Below are 21,163 nucleotides of genomic sequence, written 5' to 3'. Positions count from 1 at the left end.
CTAATAAGCTTCCTAAAAGATAGTAACTATATACACATAACTTAAGTTCACCTTTAGAATATTGACACGAGTAATAACATCATGGCTTAGGAAATAAATTATATCATATTTTGATAGTATCATACGTTTACAATACAACATCAAACAAGTGATTATTGAGTACAACATGATAACACAAACACCTCATTTTAATACTCTCAAAGACAAACCTTACTGTTATATGGCAGTAAGAATACAACCTTCTTAATCCAAAATTCATTACAAAAATAGCAGGTTATTAACCTTGACAACTGCTAGGAATGATAATATAGTACACCTATTATATGTTATATGCGTGTATTTTTTACCTATGCCCATTGATCCAATAACATTATCACAGGAGTTAATTTCGTTTCCAAGTATTACACCAACAGACAATGGTGTCATAGGTTTTTTATCCGACATATTATCACAATATGGATTTACGTGTCACATTTTGGATTTTGGTAATGACACAGTAACAGTACGTAATTTATATGCACAACGAGGCACAGAGGGGCCAAATTTATGTTTTGCGGGGCACACAGATGTAGTACCAGTAGGAGATTTAACAAAATGGAAATTTGACCCTTTTTCTGGTCATATAGAAGATGAAATTCTATATGGTCGTGGTACTGTTGATATGAAGTCAGCAATATGCGCATTTATAGCAGCAATATCTAAAATAGATTTAGATAAGGTTCCTGGTTCTATTAGTTTTCTAATCTCTGGGGATGAAGAAGGGGATCATTTTCAATATGGTACACCATCAGTATTAAAATGGTTAGATGAGAATAACCATAAGATAGATTATTGTATAGTTGGGGAACCAACTAGCAGTCTAAATATTGGAGACACAATTAAAGTAGGCAGGAGAGGTTCTGTACATTTTAAAATAACATGTAATGGAATACAAGGGCATGTCGCATACCCACATCTTGCAGAAAATCCTATAGATAACATGGTCAGTATTCTCAATGAAATATGTAACACAAAGTTTGACGATGGCAACGAATATTTTCAACCATCAAACTGCGAAATTGTATCAGTAGACACTGGAAATACAGCAAAAAATATAATCCCAGGCACAATCGTAGCACATATTAACATAAGGTATAATAACATACACACAGCTGAATCACTGTTTGATATTATAAATAATATTTGTGCTAAAGTAACATCAAAATATCAATTATCACAATCAGTAAATGGTGAACCATTTATTACTAACCCTGATGAACGTTTTCATATGTTGTCTTCAGCTGTGAAAAAAGTAACTGGACAAGACGCAGAAGCAAGTACATCTGGTGGTACTTCAGATGCAAGGTTTATCAAAAATGTTTGTCCTGTAATTGAGCTTGGTTTAAAAAATGAAACAGCACATAAAGTTAATGAACATGTTCCTGTACAAGATATTTATCAACTAACCGATATATATACAGAATTTATAAAACAATTTTTCAATATATCAGAAACATAGGTGCTTACTAAAATTATAAGTACTCTTTTCCCTAAAACATGTGCAAGTTGCGAGTATATCATCCCTGAGGACTCTGATCTATGTACAGCATGCAATGATGCTATAGATTTCTTAGATGGGAATTATTGTATTGTTTGCGGGACTCAACTTCCAGAGGAAATCTCAATATGCGGAAAATGTATAGTCAATCAACCAGCATTTACAAAATTAGAATCTGTGTTTGTATATAACCAACATAGTAAAAATATAATTTTAAATTTTAAATTCTTTGATAACACATTACATATTAAAACTTATGCAAAGTGGATGTATAATAAAAACCCATCTTTATTTAATAATGTCACCACTATAATACCAGTACCAATACATCAAAAAAGGCTACAACAAAGAAAATATAACCAGGCTACATTACTTGCAAGAGCTTTAAGTAAATATTGTAAAATACCCTTAGAAATCTCTACATTAGTAAGAATCACAAATACAATCCCCCAATATAGTTTATCTAGTAAAATGCGTAAGAATAACATAGTACAATCCTTTGCAGTACAAAACCAGCACAGGCTTGACAATAAAACTATACTACTTGTAGATGATGTTATTACAACAGGAATAACAGTTAGAACTTGTGCTAAAAAACTTATTGAATCAGGTGCTAAAGAAGTACGAGTAATCAGTTTAGCAAGAACTTTATAATCCTCAATATTTATACAAAAATACACTGATTTCCATAAATTTACTTATTATCAATTAATAATTACCGACTCTAACATACCATCAGTAAAAAAACTACACTACTACAAATTATCACTGCAATTACAACATATTAAAGTTGTAATTTGCCTTCCCAAAAATCATAGAAATAAGAATTATAAATTCAAATAAATAAAAATATATAGGTGTCAAAGAATGTGTATTCAATAATTTTACATTATATCTCACTTATAAAATATGTATAAGTTTTACAACTTGCCTTTTTTAGATATGTTCATCAACTACTTACTTCTTATAATTATGCATATACAATTTAGGTAAGTTTATACCCAAAATTTATATTGCAATCTAATCTTAATATGGTAAGAATATAAGGTTCATAAAGATATAATCAGAGAAAACTTTCGAAAGGACATTCAATGACAGATCAAACTATAGTAAAGATGAATGCAGAACTAAGGTGTAACGTAGGTACTGGTCCTTCACGTGCATTAAGACGTAGTGGTGCAATACCAGCAGTAGTATATGGTAAACATCGTGATTCGTTGAGTATATTTTTATCTGATAGAGAATTTTTAAGTAAGTACAGGTCTGCTGCATTATCAACACACCTAATTGAGTTAGAAATAGGTGATAAGAAAGAATACGTTTTAATGCGGGATATACAGAAACATCCAGTTACAGACAGGATACAGCATGTTGACTTTCAGTTTATTGATCATGGAGCGGAAATAAAAATAGAAGTACCATTAATATTCATTAATGAACAAAAATGTATAGGAGTTAAAAAAGGTGGAGTATTAAACATTCTACACCGTACTTTACATATAAAATGTCTACCTAATGCTATATTACAAAGTATAGAAGTAGATTTAGCTAACTTGACAATAGGACATTCTATACATGTAAGCAATTTAAATCTTCCTCCAGAAATAAGTGTTGTAATGAAAGAACATGACCCAACATTAGTAACTATTTCTGGTACAAGCTCAGGACAAGATACCAGTAGTGAAGGATCTTCAGACAGTACACCGTCATTAGAAGATTAAATATCTTATTAATTTTCGATGCTATACTTACTAGTAGGCTTAGGCAACCCTGGCAAAGAATATGAGCTGACACGTCATAATGTTGGCTTTATGATTATAGATGCAATAGCACAAAGTTTTTTACTATCTGATTTTAAGAAAAAACACAATGCACTAATGTCAAGCGGCAACATAAAGTCGCATAAAGTCATTCTTGCTAAACCTTATACATTTATGAATAATTCAGGTGGGCCTATTGCAAATATAGTAAGACTATATAAGATTCCATTAGATAATGTAATAGTATTTCATGATGAAACAGACATAGACTTTTGTACTATAAGAATTAAGCAAGGTGGTAGTAGCGCAGGACACAACGGACTAAAATCAATAGATACATCAATTGGAAGAAATTATTGGAGAATCAGATTTGGCATAGGACGTCCAAACAATGGACGGCTCGATCTATCACATCATGTTTTATCACAGTTCAACAATTTAAATGCTGTAAACAACACTATATCAACGATTATAGAACATATTACATTATTATTAGATAATGATAAGTCTACATTTAAGAATAAAATTAAAGATTTAATAAAATATGAAGATATATCCAACTAATACATATATACAATATGAAAAAAAGCAGACTTTTAGTCTAATAAAGAACTATTACTCAACATACAAAAAATTTCACACTATTATGATCAGTTTTAGATTAACATCAGCACTTATATATAACAATAAACCTATACTTAACTAGCACAATAGATTCCACGATCTAGTATATAAAATTATAGAATAATCAATTTTTTTCTTATCATCAAAAAAATCAAGTCAGTCCTAACAAATAAAACTTGTTAATTCATAAATATTATTTTTACTAACATTTATACATTTTAAATATAACAAATTGTATGACTCACCCAGATATAAACAGTATAATGAACATTAAAGCACACTTATGAAAAAAATATCAATTTTAACCTATATTGATACAACTTTAATATAGTAATACAAAATATAGTGAGGATTTTACCTCAGTAAAAATAAAATTTCATTATTCATATTACTATTACAACAAGATTTACATATATTTCAACATAACTTATTAAACTTTCTGCCTTTCTATGCTAGAATACTCAAATAAAATTCTAATCCTTAAATTAACCATGCAATTTAACGAAATATATGAGGAATGTGGAGTATTTGCCATATATAACAACAACTATGCTGCCATTAATTGTATTTTAGGATTACATGCTATTCAGCATAGAGGTCAAGAATCATTTGGAGTTATAACATCTGACAACACTAATTTCCATTGCTATTATTCTAACGAACAAGTGAACAGCATTTTTACCCAACAATCAAAAATAGATCACTTATCAGGAAACATCGCTATTGGACATGTACGATATTCTACAAGCGGTAGTAAAACCGGCACCCAACCTATAACTCTAGATTGTCAATTAGGGAAATTAGCAATAGCACACAATGGAAATCTTATTAATACTGTACAAATTAGAGAATCACTAATAAAAAAAGGATGTATATTCTCATCAGACATCGACACAGAAATAATAGCACACCTTATTGCTATTAATACACAAGATACCATACTGAATAATATAATATATGCATTACAGAATATTAAGGGTGCTTATTCTTTGGTAATCTTGATAAATAACACTTTAGTCTGCTGTAGGGATCCACATGGAATTAGACCACTAGTACTAGGCATGTTAGATAATTCATATGTAATAGCTTCAGAAACATGCGCATTAGACATAGTGGGAGCACAAGTTATCAGAGATATTTTACCAGGAGAATTGGTTAAAATTGATCAAAGTAACTCTTTAACAAGTCTTTTTCCACTTAAAAAACAGAAATCAAGTTTTTGTATTTTTGAATATGTATATTTTGCACGACCAGATAGTATTATGGAAAACAAATCTGTATACGAAATACGTAAAAATATAGGAAGAGAATTAGCAATAGAAAATCCTGCACCAAAAGGCACAAATATGATAATACCAGTCCCAGATTCTGGAGTACCAGCTGCATTAGGATTTGCAGAATATACCAAAATTCCCTTTGAGTTTGGTATTATTAGGAACCATTATATAGGGAGAACTTTTATACAACCTCATGATCATATTCGTAATATAGGAGTAAAACTTAAACACAATCCTAATTCTTCAATATTAAAAGATAAAATCATAGTTTTAATAGATGATAGCATTGTACGAGGAACAACCTTAAAAAATATAATATCACTATTACATAAGGCAGGTGCTAAACAAATACACTTAAGAATTTCAAGCCCTCCAACCATACATTCTTGCTTTTATGGTATAGACACTCCAGAAGAATCAAAATTAATAGCTAATTACCTATCAAAAGCAGAAATCATCAAACTCTTAGGATGTGATAGCTTACATTTCTTAAGTATAGACGGACTCTATAAAGCAATATGCAATACAAAACGGAACAACGATGCTCCACAGTATTGTGATGCATGCTTCACTGGAGACTATCCCATTGGTGAAATAGATACAAATAATATTTACTAATAATGATGCTACTACAGTAACAAATTACACATCTACATAAAATTACTATTGGCAAAACAACTACATTTTGTAATACGTACTCTTAACTACAATTAGTATACGATAAGACTATGTTAAACATAACACTTATACTAAAGGCTAAAACCATTATATAAGGTTAACCATACTCAGCTGGCAATACCTATATAATCATTTTTAGTAAAAGAATTCACATTCTTGCAACATATATTCCTAAATTATAGTTTACATATACACATAGCACAAACTATATGAGGCATAATACTACCCCCATGCCAGATTTATTTTATAACCATTACATGTAATTACCATTACAAAATAACACCAAGACCTATAACACTCTATAACTATGCCAGAAAAATAATTCACACTTTTGTATGATATTTAATAACTTACATATGTATACAGTATAAGATGGTGCTAAGTATCACAATATATCTACGTCAATTGTCAAAATCATTACATATGATTTACTGTACTAAAAACTACAACACTTATACAACTATTTCCAGTAAAATAGAACTAACATCCTTGCAAGCATATAACTTTAAAATTTACATGTATATATAGTAAATACTATGATTAATTATTATATATTGATGCAGAATTTATAACTATTACATGTAATTATTAATTACAAAACAACCCCAAAATCTATAATACCAATATTAAAATACCTGGTAAAATAACACATATCTTTGTAGTATATACTTTTAAATATAAATTATATGTATATATAGTATAATACTATAGTCAACTGTTAAAATCATTACACACAATTAACTATACTCAAACAAGCAACATCTTTAGAACCATTGCTAACAACACAACTCATGACCTTTACACATATTCTTAATTTGCATATGGTATAGCATAATTATGTACTAGCTATTCTATACTTACAAACACATACTATTTAAGATAATTACATTTAATAAGTATTATATATAATATGACAACAAGTATTTAATATATGAACACAGACATTGATTAAAAACAGTATTTATCCAATAAAATTTAGATCATAAGTACTCATCAATACTTTTAATCATGATGAGGAATACTTGTTATAATAGCTATGTTTTATAGCAAGCAAATCAGATGTATGGTAAGCCACGTAATTAATAGGGACCAGTATTCTAACAGAATATATTATACTGATTAATTACACACAATTTTACATATATAAAGTGCCTACATAAACCGATAAAATTTAATATTAACTTTGATCAATATAAAAATACATACTAATTTACAATGCATTTGTTTTGAAAACCACGCACTTATCAACACATAGTGCATAAAAAAAAAGAAATTTATAAAATTACTATCCTTAACTTGATAGTATCTTCACTTGAGTATCCCCAACTCTTAAATCAGACAACTCACTTTCTGAACTTACATTCAATAAACATAGTCCCATATTTCCAACACAAGATAATACAGTTCCTATTTCTTGCTGACTATGTACAACTTTTGCCCCTTGAATAAGCTCATGCTCTGAAACTATAGTATATATACTCTTTTTTATGCCAGCACGATACATACGTGCTACAACTTCTTGCCCTATATAACAACCCTTATTGAAATCAACACCATTTAATTGCTGTATCCTAAACTGCAAAGGAAATGACGTACCTTGTATCATATCCTTATTACAATCCGGAACAGTATTACTAATTCTTAATATCTCATATTTTTCATAATTACTTGAATTTTGTGCTGAGTAACTAAACAATTCATTAGACTCATGAAATATTACACGTAATCCTAACTTTGATAAGCGAGGATCCTGGAAAAAAATGGCATTATTTTCATAATAAGTATACCCGGCTTGATATTTATTATATTGGTCTCCAATATAAACCCCTACTCTGTACTGTTTCTTCTCTTTAATAATTATCTTCGATTGCAACTTATATAACAAAAACTTCTGAATAAGACTGTCCCTATCTGCACTGTGACAATCTAGTAATATACATTTCGAACTTTGAACAACAAAAAAATCATAAAGATACCTACCATTGGGTGTTAAAAGTAAAGAGTATATAGTCCTATCATTCGCTAAATTTAATACATTATTTGTTGTAGTGCGATTTAATAATTGCTTAGCATCCAAACCATGAAACATTATAATGCTTCTATTAGGCAAAATAATAAATTGATTCATATTTCTACATATAAAAAATTCACAGATTCAATTTCACCCTAATATATAACCATACAACAATTAATCCATACATATACACAAAAATCCCAACATTTCACTTACAGAAAATCAAATACTCCACATTATAGTTTATAATTTAACTAAATATAGAAATATAATTTCAAAGTAAAATATATTTCCATTCTACACATAGAAGCAATACTAATAATTATTCTGCACTAAAAATTGTTTATTATTTCTATTACTATAAGAAAATAAACCTACTATACCACCACATGCTATCAATAAAAAGCCGATCCATATTAAATTCAAAAACGGTTTATAATATATCTTTACAGCAATACCCCTTGTTTTATCTATATCACCAATAACAACATAAATATCAGATAACCAATACCTCAATATTGCACTTTCAGTATTTCTTACACCTTCAACCAAATAAAATCTATTTTCAGGAAATACATTACCTATCATAATGTTAGATTTGAATATAGAGAATTTTCCACGAATAGCATTATAGTTTTCCTTATATATTAAATCCAATTTCGACAAAACAATCCGAAAATCCTTAACATTAATGGAACTATTTTGCTTCATATACAGTTCATATGCCTCACCCCACACACTAGAACAAACAATACCTAACACAAAAACCGCAACACCTATATGCGCAAGCATCATAGAATAATATTTTACAGAACAAGATTTTGCTAACTTTAAAGTACCATATAGCGGCATTAAAAATAGTTTTATTCTGTTACAATACTCTTCTAATACCGACAGACACAATAAAACAGATAATAGGATTATAATAATAATAAAGAAATTATTATTTAGGATAAAGGGCAGTACAAGCAAAGTAATTAGACCAGAAAATTTAAAATTTTCTACAATAACTTTATTATTATGCCAATCCAATCCCAACACAATTACCATAAGTAATAAAGTACAGAATATTAAATAGTTAAATAAAGAATTATAATAAGGAGCTCCTATAGCAATAACATCACCAGTTATGAATTCTAATATAATGGGATAAATAGTTCCAACAAACACTATAGCAAAAGCTGTCAAGAATAAAACATTATTGAACAACAACATTGTTACCTTAGATATAAGAAAAAAGTTATACTGTTTTACTTGAATCTTTCTCCAAAAAAAAATAAAGCTTAGAATACCACTACTAATTATTATACTAATTAACATCAATAAATACATACCACGCTCCGGATCATTAGCAAAGGCATGTACAGAAATCAACACACCAGACCTTACTAAAAATGTCCCAATAAGGCTCATAGTAAACGTAGATATTGATAATAGAGTAGCAAAGTTATAACAAATACTAAACTTCTTCACTAAAGGTAATAAATGAATCAAAGCAGTACCAAGTAACCAAGGCATTAATGATGCATTTTCAACTGGATCCCAAAACCAAAATCCTCCCCAACCTAATTCTCTATAAGCCCACCAACTACCTAACCCTATTCCTAGTGTCAAAAATGACCAAGCAACTAAAGCCCACCTATTTATTACTACTGCCCATTTTACATTATCAGTCCGTACAACAGTACCAGCAATTGCAAGAGAAAATACAACACTAAACCCCACATACCCTAAATATAAAATAGGAGGATGTACCATCAGTCCTATATCCTGTAACATAGGGTTGAATCCTAATCCTTCATGTTCTACACCGGGAATTTTTACAAATGGGTTAGATACTAACATAGCAAACAATAAAAATCCAAAGTTGATCATATGTTGTATTGATATCGCTACTTTCTTTAAATCTCCTCTATCAAGAATCATCTCTAACAACAAGTTATACAAACTGATTATCCAGATCCATAATAAAATAGATCCCTCATGATTGCCCCAAATACCAGATATTTTATACAGTAAAGGCTTAGTCGTATGTGAATTATAATATACATTATAAAATGAAAAATCATCCGTAATATGTATATATAACAATAATCCCATTGCATAACTTGTAGATATAAATACTACTGCGGTTAGTACTTTCAAATAACGAGAAGATACAAAACTCACAAATGGATAAGCTATAGATAATAGACAAGCAATTAAAATAGGCAGATCTATTAAATGAATCATTAGAAATTCTTAAAAATATTTAAAAATAAGAATTATTTATTATAAGACTTTAATAAAAACTTGCAAAGTATAGCTTCACTTATACTAAATAATTATAAAAACATCATTTTCCCATTAAAACTCTGAGCAAGTGTATTCTTCACTTATATACATAACATATAGAGAAATATTACAAAATAAAAACCACAAATATGAGTCCTAATAATAATTTTTCACACCAACAAAAACGGCCATAATAGGATATTAATGAATAATCATTGCAATTTATAATTTATTCTATTTTATAGATTATGGAACTAGTAAAAATTCCATATATCTGTAATCTCTTAAACGTAGAGTTTAAAATAGTATACTGAAACCATGTTGAGTAAGATTAGTAAATAAAATGATTACTTCGTTAAAATTATCATTAGTAACTTTCCTAGTAATATCTGCTTAACAGCTACAAGTTTATCCATTAAATAGTAAAAATTCACAAGTTATTTATGCGACATTTTACAAGTTATGTACATCTCATACATTATAAAACACATAATCTTAAACGGAAATTAAAGTCCACCAAATAAGATTAATTAATACCTGAATTCTGTTAATTGATATCTTTTTTTTCTTTCGCGAACATCCCATTTGTATAACGTAAAAAATTATAACTAATTTATACTACTTACAATCACTACTGTACCTATGAGGAAACTCTGCTATGTTCAAAATCATGTCTACCTTTCATCATTACCGTAATATAGTGTTTGAATATCATTTCCTGATTTGAATCCGATTTCTTACACTGTATTTCTATCTCTAGTAGCTTCTGTATTATGTCACTCACTTCATAATGTGAAATGTTTGTCACATGTCTTTTGATAGTAGGAACTAGTTTAAAAAACACAGGAGGTTGAATGAACTTCAATACTTGATCTATAGATAATCCGGTCTTCACCGTTCTTATGATATATTCTAATCTTAAAAAGTACCTCAAAAGTACACGTATTAGCAATATCGGCGTAAATTTATTTTTTAGTAAAATATCGGAAAATTTTGTAAAATTTTCTATATTTCGTTCTACAATAGATATATACAGATCATCTGATATCGGATCTAATTCTGTAAGTAGTCCTGCTTGAATATTCTGAATTGTTAAATTCTTATCATTTCCCATATATAAGATAAGCTTCTCAAGTTCTGACTGTAAAGCATGAGGATTTTTAGACAAAGCATGACACAAATATTGTAATATCTCATTGTTAAATTGTATCTTATTTTCTATAAGAAAATCTGACACTATAAATGCTAGGTTATTACTATCATCTTTGTAGCAGCCTATAGATACCGCATCTGAGGAACCATCATAGTATTGCCTTAATGTAGAGTCACTTGGTAACTCACCTGCAACTACAATAACATAGTTATTACCAATACTATGCTCTAATACATCTTTTAGTTCTTTAGATAGAATCTTCTCCCCATTTGTTAATATGAGCAGTTTATGTGGACAAAACATAGGAATTGTACTAAGTTCTACAAACAACAGACTCGGATTCTTATTTACGCTGGAAAAATCAATACTGATAATAGTAAGCTCAATATTAGACCTTATATTATTAATGATTTTATCTTTATACATACTAATTTTCCCATAATCATTACCATAAATGAGTATGTTATTTACAGAGTGTGCATCACCTAAGAATGTACGTAATTTTGACGACGTAATTTTCACAACATTTATTATTAAAACAATAAATATAAGGATATTGTAAGGTAAGCTATTTGACAACGTGTTTTAAATACATCATTAGCATATATAGATGTAATACAACACACAATTGATACCAATGAGCATTACAAAAACTACTTCATACTACAAATAACAAATGAAATATTATGAAATGTAGGGAAGATAGCTACTACAAAATCTATTATATATAAACAATAAACGGAAATCACAAGATATAGTCCACATATCACTACAAATAACAAATTGAAGACTTGCAAAACAAGAAAGTATGTTTTTCATAAAATCCATTACACACATACAACAAATGAGAATTACAAAAGATAACAGGAACAGTCTATATCTATACACTGCTACAAGCAATAAACTGAAAATTTGCAAAATAAGAAAGTATGTTTTTCATAAAATCTATTACACACATACAACAAATGAGAATTACAAAAGATAACAGGAACAGTCTATATTCTATACACTGCTACAAGCAATAAATTGAAAATTTGCAAAATAAGAAAGTATGTTTTTCATAAAATCTATCACACATATATAACAAATGGGAATTATAAAAGGTAAAAGGGATGACCTATAACACATACTATGGATACCATTATAAACAACAAATTAAAAATTCTCATAATACAGAAAGTCACACATATCCTATATAAAACACATAATTTTCCATACTATTCTAACTCACTCAATACAACTATTGTCAGAAATTATGCGATTGATAAACCATAGCACAATAAAATCTAGGTTACATAATAAACTTTAGATAATCACACTTTATGCCAAGTAGCGTTTTTCATATCCAATCGTATGTACTGGATATACCAAAAGTAACTTGAACAGATTATAAATTCAGACAATTCATACCCTAATAATAAAATTCCTGAATATCACTACTAGTAACAATCAACAAATAATATTATGCTGTTCTATAATTTAGTTGGATGTACTTATAATGTTATTTAAGCTCGAGTTAATGTTAGCATTACGTTATCTACAATCTAATAGAAGACAATTCCTGTGTTCTATGATTACTATGCTATCTTTCATCGGAATCACGCTAGGAGTTGCAACATTAATTATAGTAATGTCAGTAATGAATGGGTTTGGTGAAAAGTTGTTAAATTGTATTGTAGGAGTTAATGGTCAAATCGCAATTTATTTCAATGGTAACGAGGGAAATTCTAATTATAATGATATAGCAAAATCAATTAGAGAAATACCCGGTGTAATTGATGCAATTCCTATTACTGAAAATCAAGCTATGGTAAAATCTAATCAAAATGTCTCTGGAGTAATAGTAAGAGGAATAAGCAAACAAGATATACTACGAAAACACATAATAGCTGACAACATAGTAAGAGGTAATATTTCTGAACTAGATAATGGTATAATTATAGGTATAAAGCTGGCTGAAATCCTCCACGTGAATAATGGAGATAAAATAACCATCGTTTCATCAGACAGTACCCCTACTATAATAGGTAGTATCCCTCGCATGAAAACATATCAAATTGTCGCAATATTCGACTTAGGAATGTATGAGTACGATAGCACTTTAGTATACATGCCCCTACATTCTTCTCAGATGTTCTTCCATTATGGTAATAAAGTTCGTAATATTGAGGTCTCGATTTACGATGTAAATAGGTCATCAGAAATATTAAAATTAATAGAAGATAAGACATCCATGAAGGGAGAAGACTGGAAAATGCAACAAGGAAGTTATTTCAACGCATTAAAAGTCGAAAGTAATGTTATGTTTTTTATATTGACTTTAATTATAATAGTTGCAACATTTAATATTATTTCAAGTCTGTCTATATTGGTACAAGATAAAAGAGGGGCAATTGCTATAATGCGTACATTAGGTGTTACACGTGGTAGCATACTTAGAATATTTTGTATGTGTGGGTTTTTTATAGGATTAATAGGTACATTGGTAGGCTGTGTACTTGGGATAGTATTCTCTTTAAATATCAATGAGATTAAAAATCTACTAGAAAGTATCAGTCATAATAATATTTTCGATCCTATAATTTATTTTTTTGATACTTTACCCTCTATTTTAATGGTAGAAGACATAGTGAAGATATCACTATTGTCCTTATTTTTATCATTAGTTGCAGCTATTCTTCCTGCAAGAAAAGCTGCTTGTCAAGATCCAGCAGATATTCTACGACATGAATAGGTAATTAATATGGTAGCAAGAGAAATATGGGGATGGTTTTTCATGATGTTAATCACTGCTTCCTGTTCTGTTATTGCAGTTTTCTCTTATCTTGATATCAAGAAAGATCTTGCTGCAGTTCGTGACGGATACAAACAAATTACAGCCAATGACATCCGCACAGCCATAATACAGGTCAATCAAAACCTCCTTAATTCGTACATTAGTCATCAGAAAGAAAATTGTCCTACACAACGTGTCATCATGTCAGAAAATCATGATAATACAAGTTGCACCCAAGAAGAATGTCTTGCAAAGCTTTTGTTATCTGTCATAAATTTGAAAGAAGCATTTTCAGCAGATATATCAGTAAAACATATAATTTATTCAATAAAACCTACATTACTTAAACTTAATGACCATCGAATAAATGAAGCAATTAATGAAATAGAAAGATTAGATAGTAAAAAATTAAACACATTCAATAAACTTAAGATATCGTTTAAAAAAATTGCTCATGATTTACACTATTCTCGTTCTAATATGATGCAGAAGGTCTTTTTCAAATGGATTACAGTAAAAAATCAACAAGACATTTTACTTCATAATTTACAAGAAGTAGAAAATTATCTTGATAATAATCTCTGGATTGATGCATTGGATATTGCTAAAAAAGAGTTATCATCTGTTGCAGAGTTAGAATCATGGATTCAACAACTTGAAGATATAGTATCTATGGAAAAAAATATATCAGTAATATATGATCAATTATCAAAGTATATAATTAAATCACCTGGTGTTTCATGATTACAAGTGTTTTAATATTTTTCATTATTGCATTAACTATAGGGTTATGGGCAATAGATTGCGATGGCGTTGTAAAAATAGAATGGTTGCATTATAATATTGAAATAAACATTCTATTTGCACTGTGTATTATCGCTATTATTTTTCTTTGTATAATCTTACTAGTGAGGTTGGTTTTTTATATTTTCCAGTGCTTTTATAGTTACAAAAAACACCAACAGGAAAAAAGGATTATGCTTTTAGATCAAGGTTATATGTATTTAAATTGTGGTAATATAGAAAAAGCAGATAAATGCATAACAAAGCTACACAAATTTAATCATCCATCTTTATTCTTACTAAAGGGAAGATTTTATTTTGATAATAATAAATATGCTTTAGCTGAAAAATATTTTACACAATTTACACAAGTTGTACCAATTATAGACCCTGCATTAGGAATACATCTATTAAATCACATTAACCGAATAGAAGATCAGTCTTATCAGTTAACTTTATTTAGAAAAATGCTGGAAGTTTTCTATAAACAGTCATGGTCGGCTATTTTCAAACTAGAGATATGTCGTATATCAAGAGATTGGAACACTGCTATTGAAGAAATGCATAAAATAATAAAGTTAAAAATAAATGTCCCATATGACACCCAAGAAATGTTATGTATTTTTTATTATGCACTAGCAAAACAACATTATACTTATCAAAAATACGATGATGCATTACAAGTACTTGATAATATTAAACATTATTCCAAATATAGAATTCCTATCATATTACTAAAGGCTCAACTCTGTGTAAGTACTAATAAACAGCGCAAAGCTATTCAACTACTTGAATCAGAATATCGCACTAATCCACACCCTGATATTGCCAATTTCTATTTAGAAGTTATGCATCATGACAGTCAAGCAATACATAAATTATACAACATTAACAATGACTATTATTTCAGCACATATCTTATAGCTCAAGATGCAATAAACCTTGGAGAATATAACATAGCTATGAAATATTTGAACAATGTCTTCAATAGCAAGACTTATATCTCTTTACGCTTTTTGATGATCAAATTAAAAGTATTGCTGCAAGATCATACTGAACTTTTATACTGGACAGATAAAACAATGAAAGATGCAATAGTAGATCAATATTGGCAGTGTAAACAGTGTAAATGTGTCCCTATAAATTGGAATTATGAGTGTGATAACTGTAAAGGTTTTAATACTATAGTTTGGGTTTAAATATGGGTGTTGGTGATATTGTATTTTTTATAGTGTCCTGGTGGATAATACTATTTTTAATATTGCCAATAAAAGTTGAAGTACCTGATAAACCAGAACTTGGCACTGCAAGTAGTGCACCAATCAAATCTTATTTATCGATCAAAATGATTATTACAACTGTAATATCTACATTACTGACAATCCTATACATTTATTTAAAGATAAAAGGCTATATCGACTTTGAACGTATATACAATTTTATAGATTTTATATAAACAGGCTTCGTGTCTATAATTAAAAAGTACCATTATTTTTACAACACATAGTGCTTTTTTCTACTTGATAAACAATAAATCAGCTATCCTCACATATATAGTTTTTTTATACATCTCGAATAGTTACAGATAGGTACTAATTATTATGTTATTCCATTTTGCAAACTTACATTACATAAAAGATTTTAATACAAGCTAAATTTATTTAGGTACGTTTACCATATTAGCAACATTTTTTGAAACTATACAAATACGTTATTCAGACTAAAACGTTGTGTAGAAAATTACCAAAAATCACCCAATCTAACAAACTATATCCTTCCTAAATTTATTTTATATGCACAATCTTACAATGAACCCAAGCTTACTTAGCGATGTTTACCATATTAATAACATTTTCTGAAACTATACAAATACGTTATTCAGACTAAAACGTTGTGTAGAAAATTACTAAAAATCACCCAATCTAACAAACTATATCCTTCCTAAATTTATTGTTATACACACAATCTTACAATGAACCCAAGCTTACTTAGTGATGTTTACCATATTAGCAACATTCTCTAAAACTATACAAATATGTTATTCAGACTAAAACGTTGTGTAGAAAATTACTAAAAATCACCCAATCTAACAAACTATATCCTTCCTAAATTTATTGTTATACACACAATCTTATAATGAACCCAAGCTTACTTAGCGATGTTTATCATATTAGTAACATTCTCTAAAACTATACAAATACGTTATTCAGACTAAAACGTTGTGTAGAAAATTACCAAAAATCACCCAATCTAACAAACTATATCCTTCCTAAATTTATTGTTATACACACAATCTTATAATGAACCCAAGCTTATTTAGCGATTTTACCATATTAGTAACATTCTCTAAAACTATACAAACATATCATTCAGATCAAAATGTTATATAAAATAACTGTCAAAGTATTATTTAATTCTTACAAATTATACTTTTTAAAATAATTAAACACCAATACATACTAATGTTTATACTTATAGTAACATGATTACACTATTATAAAATTACGCTATAGCACTCTAGTTAAATGACAATATCACATAATAAACATACAAAAAATATCATTTTAGATATACCTTATACTCCCCATACACATGATTTATATACTAAATTTTTTAGTAATATAATTGAGACACTAATATAGTACTTTTACTATATAAAAGACTGAAATTTAGTTTTTTATTGAACGATCAAACTATTCGCAATACATAGTCTACTACTAGAATTAAAAGTTATTGAGTTATTTTATCTTATACTTCTCGAAATCTATAGAATAATGCACTCAATACTTGAAAGTGATTAAGCATATTTTCAAATACCATAACAACCGAATTGTAAATACTATATATAACCCTTCCGGTTATATTTTCAATATGTATTCTTTTACACTTTTACTTAATAAGTTTACCATTTTAGCTTGTACATTATGGTATAAAATACTTGACTGAATTTATTATAATGTATAACATTTTGCTGTTTTATGTTTCCTTTAAAGTTGTATGACTCAGTATAGAGGTGGCCATGTAGCATCTTGTTACGCTCAAGCATTGTTCAATGTATCAGTTAATAAGTTGAGTAATATTTGTGAAGGGATAAAGCTTATCATTAGTCTTTCTGAAAATAGCAATAATAAGTTTTTTTTATTTCTTTCTAACCCTACTGTAAGCATACAAGACAAAACAAATGTAGTAGAGCTTATCACAGATCAGGTTGATATAACACTAATTAGGTTTATACTGGTTGTAATTAAGAACAACAGAGGAAATATGCTATTGCAAATCTTTAGCACTTTTCTTAATCATGTAAGGAAACACAAAAAAGAAGTTAGCATATCGGTTACTTCATGTACTAAACTTACTAAACAAGAAGAAGAAGGTATCTGTAATGCATTACTTGAAAGGTATGGTAAGGTTGTTAGCATAACAAACACTATAGATCCAAGTATTTTAGGTGGTTTTATTATAAAAATAGGTTTTGACATAATAGACATCTCGTTAAATAGTTATTTACAAAGTTTACAGGAACTCAGTAAAATAGCGGTATGTAGTATAGGCGAATAGCAAGGTAGGATGATGATATCTGCAGGTGAAGTGTTAAAGGTTATTACGGAACGCATCGAAAATTTTGAAGGTCGGGTAAAACGTGAAAGTGTTGGTGAAGTTATTTCTGTTAAAGACGGTATAGCATTAGTATATGGTTTGGAAAAAGTAAAGTTTGGAGAAGTAGTAGTCTTTGCAAATGGTACAATAGGTGTAGTACTAAATCTAGATTATGACACTGTAAGTGTGGTAATTTTTGGAAGTGAAAATAGTGTTGCAGAGGGTGATATTGTAAAATGCACTAATAAGTTAATGGAAGTATCAGTAGGACCAGAACTACTTGGAAGAGTAGTTGATGCATTAGGTAATCCCATTGACGGATGCGGTAATCTCGAAACTAAGGCTAAATTACCTGTAGAAATCAAAGCACCAGGCATTATTGCTAGACAGTCTGTAACTGAACCATTACAAACTGGGATTAAAGTAATAGACATGTTGATACCAATAGGACGTGGACAACGTGAATTAATTATAGGAGACAGGAAAACCGGAAAAACTGCTATAGCAATCGATACCATTATTAACCAAAAGTTCCATAACGATAAAGTATCAGACAAAGAAAAAGTTTATTGTATTTATGTTGCAATTGGGCAAAAGAATTCTTCTGTAGCAAGAATAATTAATAAGTTACGTGAAAGTGGTGCTCTAGAGTACACAACTATTGTTGTTGCTGGAGCGTCAGACTCTGCATCATTACAATACCTAGCTCCATATACTGCATGTGCTATGGGAGAGTTCTTTAGAGACAATGGTATGCACTGTTTAATTGTATATGACGACCTATCAAAACATGCTACTGCATACAGGCAAATGTCTTTACTATTAAGACGTCCTCCAGGCCGTGAAGCATACCCAGGTGATGTATTCTTCCTGCATTCTAGGTTATTAGAAAGAGCAGCAAAAATGTCTGATAAGGAAGGAGGTGGCTCATTAACCGCCTTACCAATAATTGAAACCCAGGCTGGCGATGTTTCAGCATATGTACCAACCAATGTAATTTCAATTACTGATGGACAGATTTTCCTTGAGTCTGAAATTTTCTATAAAGGGTTACGCCCTGCTGTAAATGTTGGTTTATCTGTTTCTCGTGTAGGTTCTTCTGCTCAAATTAAATCTGTGAAAAAAGTTGCAGGTTCTATAAAATTAAGTTTAGCACAGTATAGAGAGTTAGAAGATTTTGCAAAGTTTGGTTCTGATGTTGATGTACACTCTCAAAAAATTCTTGATCGTGGTAGAAGAATGATGGAGTTGCTAAAACAAAAGCAATATTCTCCATTATCTGTAGGAGAACAGGTAGCGGTTGTGTTTGCTGGCACAAGTGGTTATTTAGATGATGTTAGTGTTAATGATATTAATAAATTTGAAGAGAGACTGTTAAGTGAATTAAATAGCAATTATCCAGATATTTTAAGTAGTATATCCAATAATAATTTTACTGATGATATCAGGTCTTTATTGTCAAAAGTTATAAGTAAGGTTGCTTCTAGCTTAAAGTAATTCTTCATAATTTTAGGATTTAGGTATGGATTATGAATGACTATATGAATGAAAGGTTCCCTATTACAAAAGCTGGATTTGAAAAACTTGAGTTAGAGCTGGAGTCATTGAAATATGAAAGACCTCAAATTATTAAATCCATTTCTGAGGCACGGGAATTAGGTGATTTATCTGAAAATGCAGAGTATCATGCTGCCCGTGAACGGCAGGGATTAGTGGAAAGCAAAATAATGGAATTGGAATCAAAAAAATCCAGAGCTGAAGTTATAGATGTTGCCAGTTTATCTGGTGATACTGTAATGTTTGGTGCAACTGTAACGATGTCTATATATGACGAACAGAGTGGTAATACCGATGAAGTAGTGTATCAAATTGTTGGCGAATATGAGTCTGATATTTCAAAACGTATGATTTCAATAAAGTCTCCTTTAGTTGTGTCATTACTCGGAAAAAAAGAAGGTGATGTTGTAGAAGTAAAGACTCCAAAAGGTGATTATAGAATATACAAAATTATAAAGATTGAATTTATATAAGAAAAGTAGAGGAGTTAATGGGTATCATTGTATCAGAAAATTCAAGTTTTATATCTCCTATAGAGGAGATAATTGAAGATGCTAAAGCAGGTAAGGTATTTATTTTAATTGACGACGAACAAAGAGAAAACGAAGGTGACTTAGTAGTTTTAGCAGAAAAAGTTAGTACTGATGCAATCAACCTCATGATACAACATGGAAGTGGCATTGTATGTCTATCTATTACAGAAGACCTAATGCATAAATTAGGGTTAGAATTAGTTCCAAGAAGGAACGTTAATAATAACAGCGCATCCTTTGCCACTTCCATAGATGCACGTTACGGTATTACAACAGGTGTTTCCACACATGATAGAGTACGTACTATACTAGCTGCTGTAAATCAAAACGTTACCATAGATGATTTTGTAACACCAGGTCATATTTTCCCTATCGTATCAAAAAAGGGTGGTGTATTGGAACGACTTGGTCATACAGAAGCAAGTGTTGATATAGCAAAAATTGCGGGGTTAACTCCTGCTGCAGTAGTATGTGAATTAATGAACCCAGATGGTACTATGTCAAGATTACCAGATATTATAGAGTTTGCTCAACGTCATGATATTAAAGTTACTACTATTGCTAAACTAGTTGAATATATAAATACACACTAAACTGTAT

15 protein-coding genes and 1 pseudogene are annotated in these 21,163 nt (G+C 29.5%); 13 read left to right on the top strand and 3 right to left on the bottom strand.

Annotation, left to right across the window (positions count from 1 at the left end; translation table 11 throughout):
* Window positions 1-349: 349 nt before the first annotated feature.
* The 5 genes from dapE (at window position 350) to purF (ending at window position 5,816) form a co-directional block, all read left to right on the top strand.
* Window positions 350-1,498 carry a succinyl-diaminopimelate desuccinylase gene (dapE, locus tag EDL80_RS00505; protein WP_158406269.1) on the top strand — a complete coding sequence of 383 codons (1,149 nt, stop codon included), beginning with the start codon at window positions 350-352 and terminating at the stop codon, window positions 1,496-1,498.
* Window positions 1,499-2,191, top strand: coding sequence for a ComF family protein (locus EDL80_RS00500; protein ID WP_158406268.1), 693 nt, complete (start codon window positions 1,499-1,501; stop codon window positions 2,189-2,191).
* 437 nt (window positions 2,192-2,628) lie between these two features.
* Entirely contained in the window at window positions 2,629-3,258 is a 630-nt protein-coding gene (locus tag EDL80_RS00495) for a 50S ribosomal protein L25/general stress protein Ctc (RefSeq protein ID WP_158406267.1), read from the top strand.
* Window positions 3,259-3,276: 18 nt separating this feature from the next.
* A complete protein-coding gene (pth, locus tag EDL80_RS00490) occupies window positions 3,277-3,861 on the top strand; it encodes an aminoacyl-tRNA hydrolase (RefSeq protein ID WP_158406266.1) in 585 nt (194 codons plus the stop codon).
* A 551-nt stretch (window positions 3,862-4,412) separates the two neighbouring features.
* A complete protein-coding gene (gene purF, locus EDL80_RS00485) occupies window positions 4,413-5,816 on the top strand; it encodes an amidophosphoribosyltransferase (protein ID WP_158406265.1) in 1,404 nt (467 codons plus the stop codon).
* A 1,351-nt stretch (window positions 5,817-7,167) separates the two neighbouring features.
* Here purF and EDL80_RS00480 read toward each other — a convergent pair.
* The 3 genes from EDL80_RS00480 to holA form a co-directional block, all read right to left on the bottom strand.
* Window positions 7,168-8,004 (bottom strand): YgfZ/GcvT domain-containing protein, encoded by an 837-nt coding sequence (locus tag EDL80_RS00480; protein ID WP_158406264.1) that lies wholly within the window; start codon window positions 8,002-8,004, stop codon window positions 7,168-7,170.
* A 201-nt stretch (window positions 8,005-8,205) separates the two neighbouring features.
* The gene (locus tag EDL80_RS00475; protein WP_158406263.1) at window positions 8,206-10,122 is read right to left on the bottom strand and encodes a heme lyase CcmF/NrfE family subunit; all 1,917 of its coding nucleotides are present in this window, start codon (window positions 10,120-10,122) and stop codon (window positions 8,206-8,208) included.
* Between the two features lie 682 nt (window positions 10,123-10,804).
* The gene (gene holA / locus EDL80_RS00470) at window positions 10,805-11,839 is read right to left on the bottom strand and encodes a DNA polymerase III subunit delta (protein ID WP_158406262.1); all 1,035 of its coding nucleotides are present in this window, start codon (window positions 11,837-11,839) and stop codon (window positions 10,805-10,807) included.
* 976 nt (window positions 11,840-12,815) lie between these two features.
* Between holA and EDL80_RS00465 the strand changes: the two genes are divergently transcribed.
* The 8 genes and pseudogenes from EDL80_RS00465 to ribB all read left to right on the top strand — a co-directional run bounded on the left by EDL80_RS00465 (window position 12,816) and on the right by ribB (window position 21,156).
* Window positions 12,816-14,051 (top strand): lipoprotein-releasing ABC transporter permease subunit, encoded by a 1,236-nt coding sequence (locus tag EDL80_RS00465; protein ID WP_158406261.1) that lies wholly within the window; start codon window positions 12,816-12,818, stop codon window positions 14,049-14,051.
* A 9-nt stretch (window positions 14,052-14,060) separates the two neighbouring features.
* A complete protein-coding gene (locus EDL80_RS00460) occupies window positions 14,061-14,837 on the top strand; it encodes a hypothetical protein (protein WP_158406260.1) in 777 nt (258 codons plus the stop codon).
* Entirely contained in the window at window positions 14,834-16,075 is a 1,242-nt protein-coding gene (locus tag EDL80_RS00455) for a heme biosynthesis HemY N-terminal domain-containing protein (RefSeq protein ID WP_158406259.1), read from the top strand. Before EDL80_RS00460 ends, EDL80_RS00455 begins: the two co-directional genes overlap by 4 nt.
* Window positions 16,076-16,077: 2 nt before the next feature.
* Window positions 16,078-16,332 (top strand): DUF1467 family protein, encoded by a 255-nt coding sequence (locus EDL80_RS00450; protein ID WP_158406258.1) that lies wholly within the window; start codon window positions 16,078-16,080, stop codon window positions 16,330-16,332.
* A 1,541-nt stretch (window positions 16,333-17,873) separates the two neighbouring features.
* Window positions 17,874-18,447 (top strand): annotated as a pseudogene (gene atpH / locus EDL80_RS00445) (ATP synthase F1 subunit delta).
* A complete protein-coding gene (gene atpA / locus EDL80_RS00440) occupies window positions 18,447-19,970 on the top strand; it encodes a F0F1 ATP synthase subunit alpha (protein WP_158406256.1) in 1,524 nt (507 codons plus the stop codon). Before atpH ends, atpA begins: the two are co-directional and overlap by 1 nt.
* Window positions 19,971-20,002: 32 nt before the next feature.
* Window positions 20,003-20,503 (top strand): transcription elongation factor GreA, encoded by a 501-nt coding sequence (gene greA, locus EDL80_RS00435; RefSeq protein WP_158406255.1) that lies wholly within the window; start codon window positions 20,003-20,005, stop codon window positions 20,501-20,503.
* Between the two features lie 17 nt (window positions 20,504-20,520).
* On the top strand, window positions 20,521-21,156 hold the full coding sequence (gene ribB / locus EDL80_RS00430) for a 3,4-dihydroxy-2-butanone-4-phosphate synthase (RefSeq protein ID WP_158406254.1): 636 nt from the start codon (window positions 20,521-20,523) through the stop codon (window positions 21,154-21,156).
* Window positions 21,157-21,163: the final 7 nt, after the last annotated feature.

It is taken from the genome of Ehrlichia ruminantium (assembly GCF_009728835.1).
Classification (GTDB): domain Bacteria; phylum Pseudomonadota; class Alphaproteobacteria; order Rickettsiales; family Anaplasmataceae; genus Ehrlichia; species Ehrlichia ruminantium_B.
The sequence above is the reverse complement of the archived record's forward strand: the minus strand, read 5'-3'. Positions and strand labels throughout refer to the sequence as shown.

Coding starts and splice junctions, on each gene's coding strand:
- EDL80_RS00450 (WP_158406258.1), top strand. CDS start 16,078: ATGGGTGTTGGTGATATTGTATTTTTTATAGTGTCCTGGTGGATAATA.
- pth (WP_158406266.1), top strand. CDS start 3,277: ATGCTATACTTACTAGTAGGCTTAGGCAACCCTGGCAAAGAATATGAG.
- atpA (WP_158406256.1), top strand. CDS start 18,447: ATGATATCTGCAGGTGAAGTGTTAAAGGTTATTACGGAACGCATCGAA.
- EDL80_RS00480 (WP_158406264.1), bottom strand. CDS start 8,004: ATGAATCAATTTATTATTTTGCCTAATAGAAGCATTATAATGTTTCAT.
- ribB (WP_158406254.1), top strand. CDS start 20,521: ATGGGTATCATTGTATCAGAAAATTCAAGTTTTATATCTCCTATAGAG.
- EDL80_RS00495 (WP_158406267.1), top strand. CDS start 2,629: ATGACAGATCAAACTATAGTAAAGATGAATGCAGAACTAAGGTGTAAC.
- EDL80_RS00460 (WP_158406260.1), top strand. CDS start 14,061: ATGGTAGCAAGAGAAATATGGGGATGGTTTTTCATGATGTTAATCACT.
- EDL80_RS00455 (WP_158406259.1), top strand. CDS start 14,834: ATGATTACAAGTGTTTTAATATTTTTCATTATTGCATTAACTATAGGG.
- EDL80_RS00465 (WP_158406261.1), top strand. CDS start 12,816: ATGTTATTTAAGCTCGAGTTAATGTTAGCATTACGTTATCTACAATCT.
- EDL80_RS00475 (WP_158406263.1), bottom strand. CDS start 10,122: ATGATTCATTTAATAGATCTGCCTATTTTAATTGCTTGTCTATTATCT.
- dapE (WP_158406269.1), top strand. CDS start 350: ATGCCCATTGATCCAATAACATTATCACAGGAGTTAATTTCGTTTCCA.
- purF (WP_158406265.1), top strand. CDS start 4,413: ATGCAATTTAACGAAATATATGAGGAATGTGGAGTATTTGCCATATAT.
- greA (WP_158406255.1), top strand. CDS start 20,003: ATGAATGACTATATGAATGAAAGGTTCCCTATTACAAAAGCTGGATTT.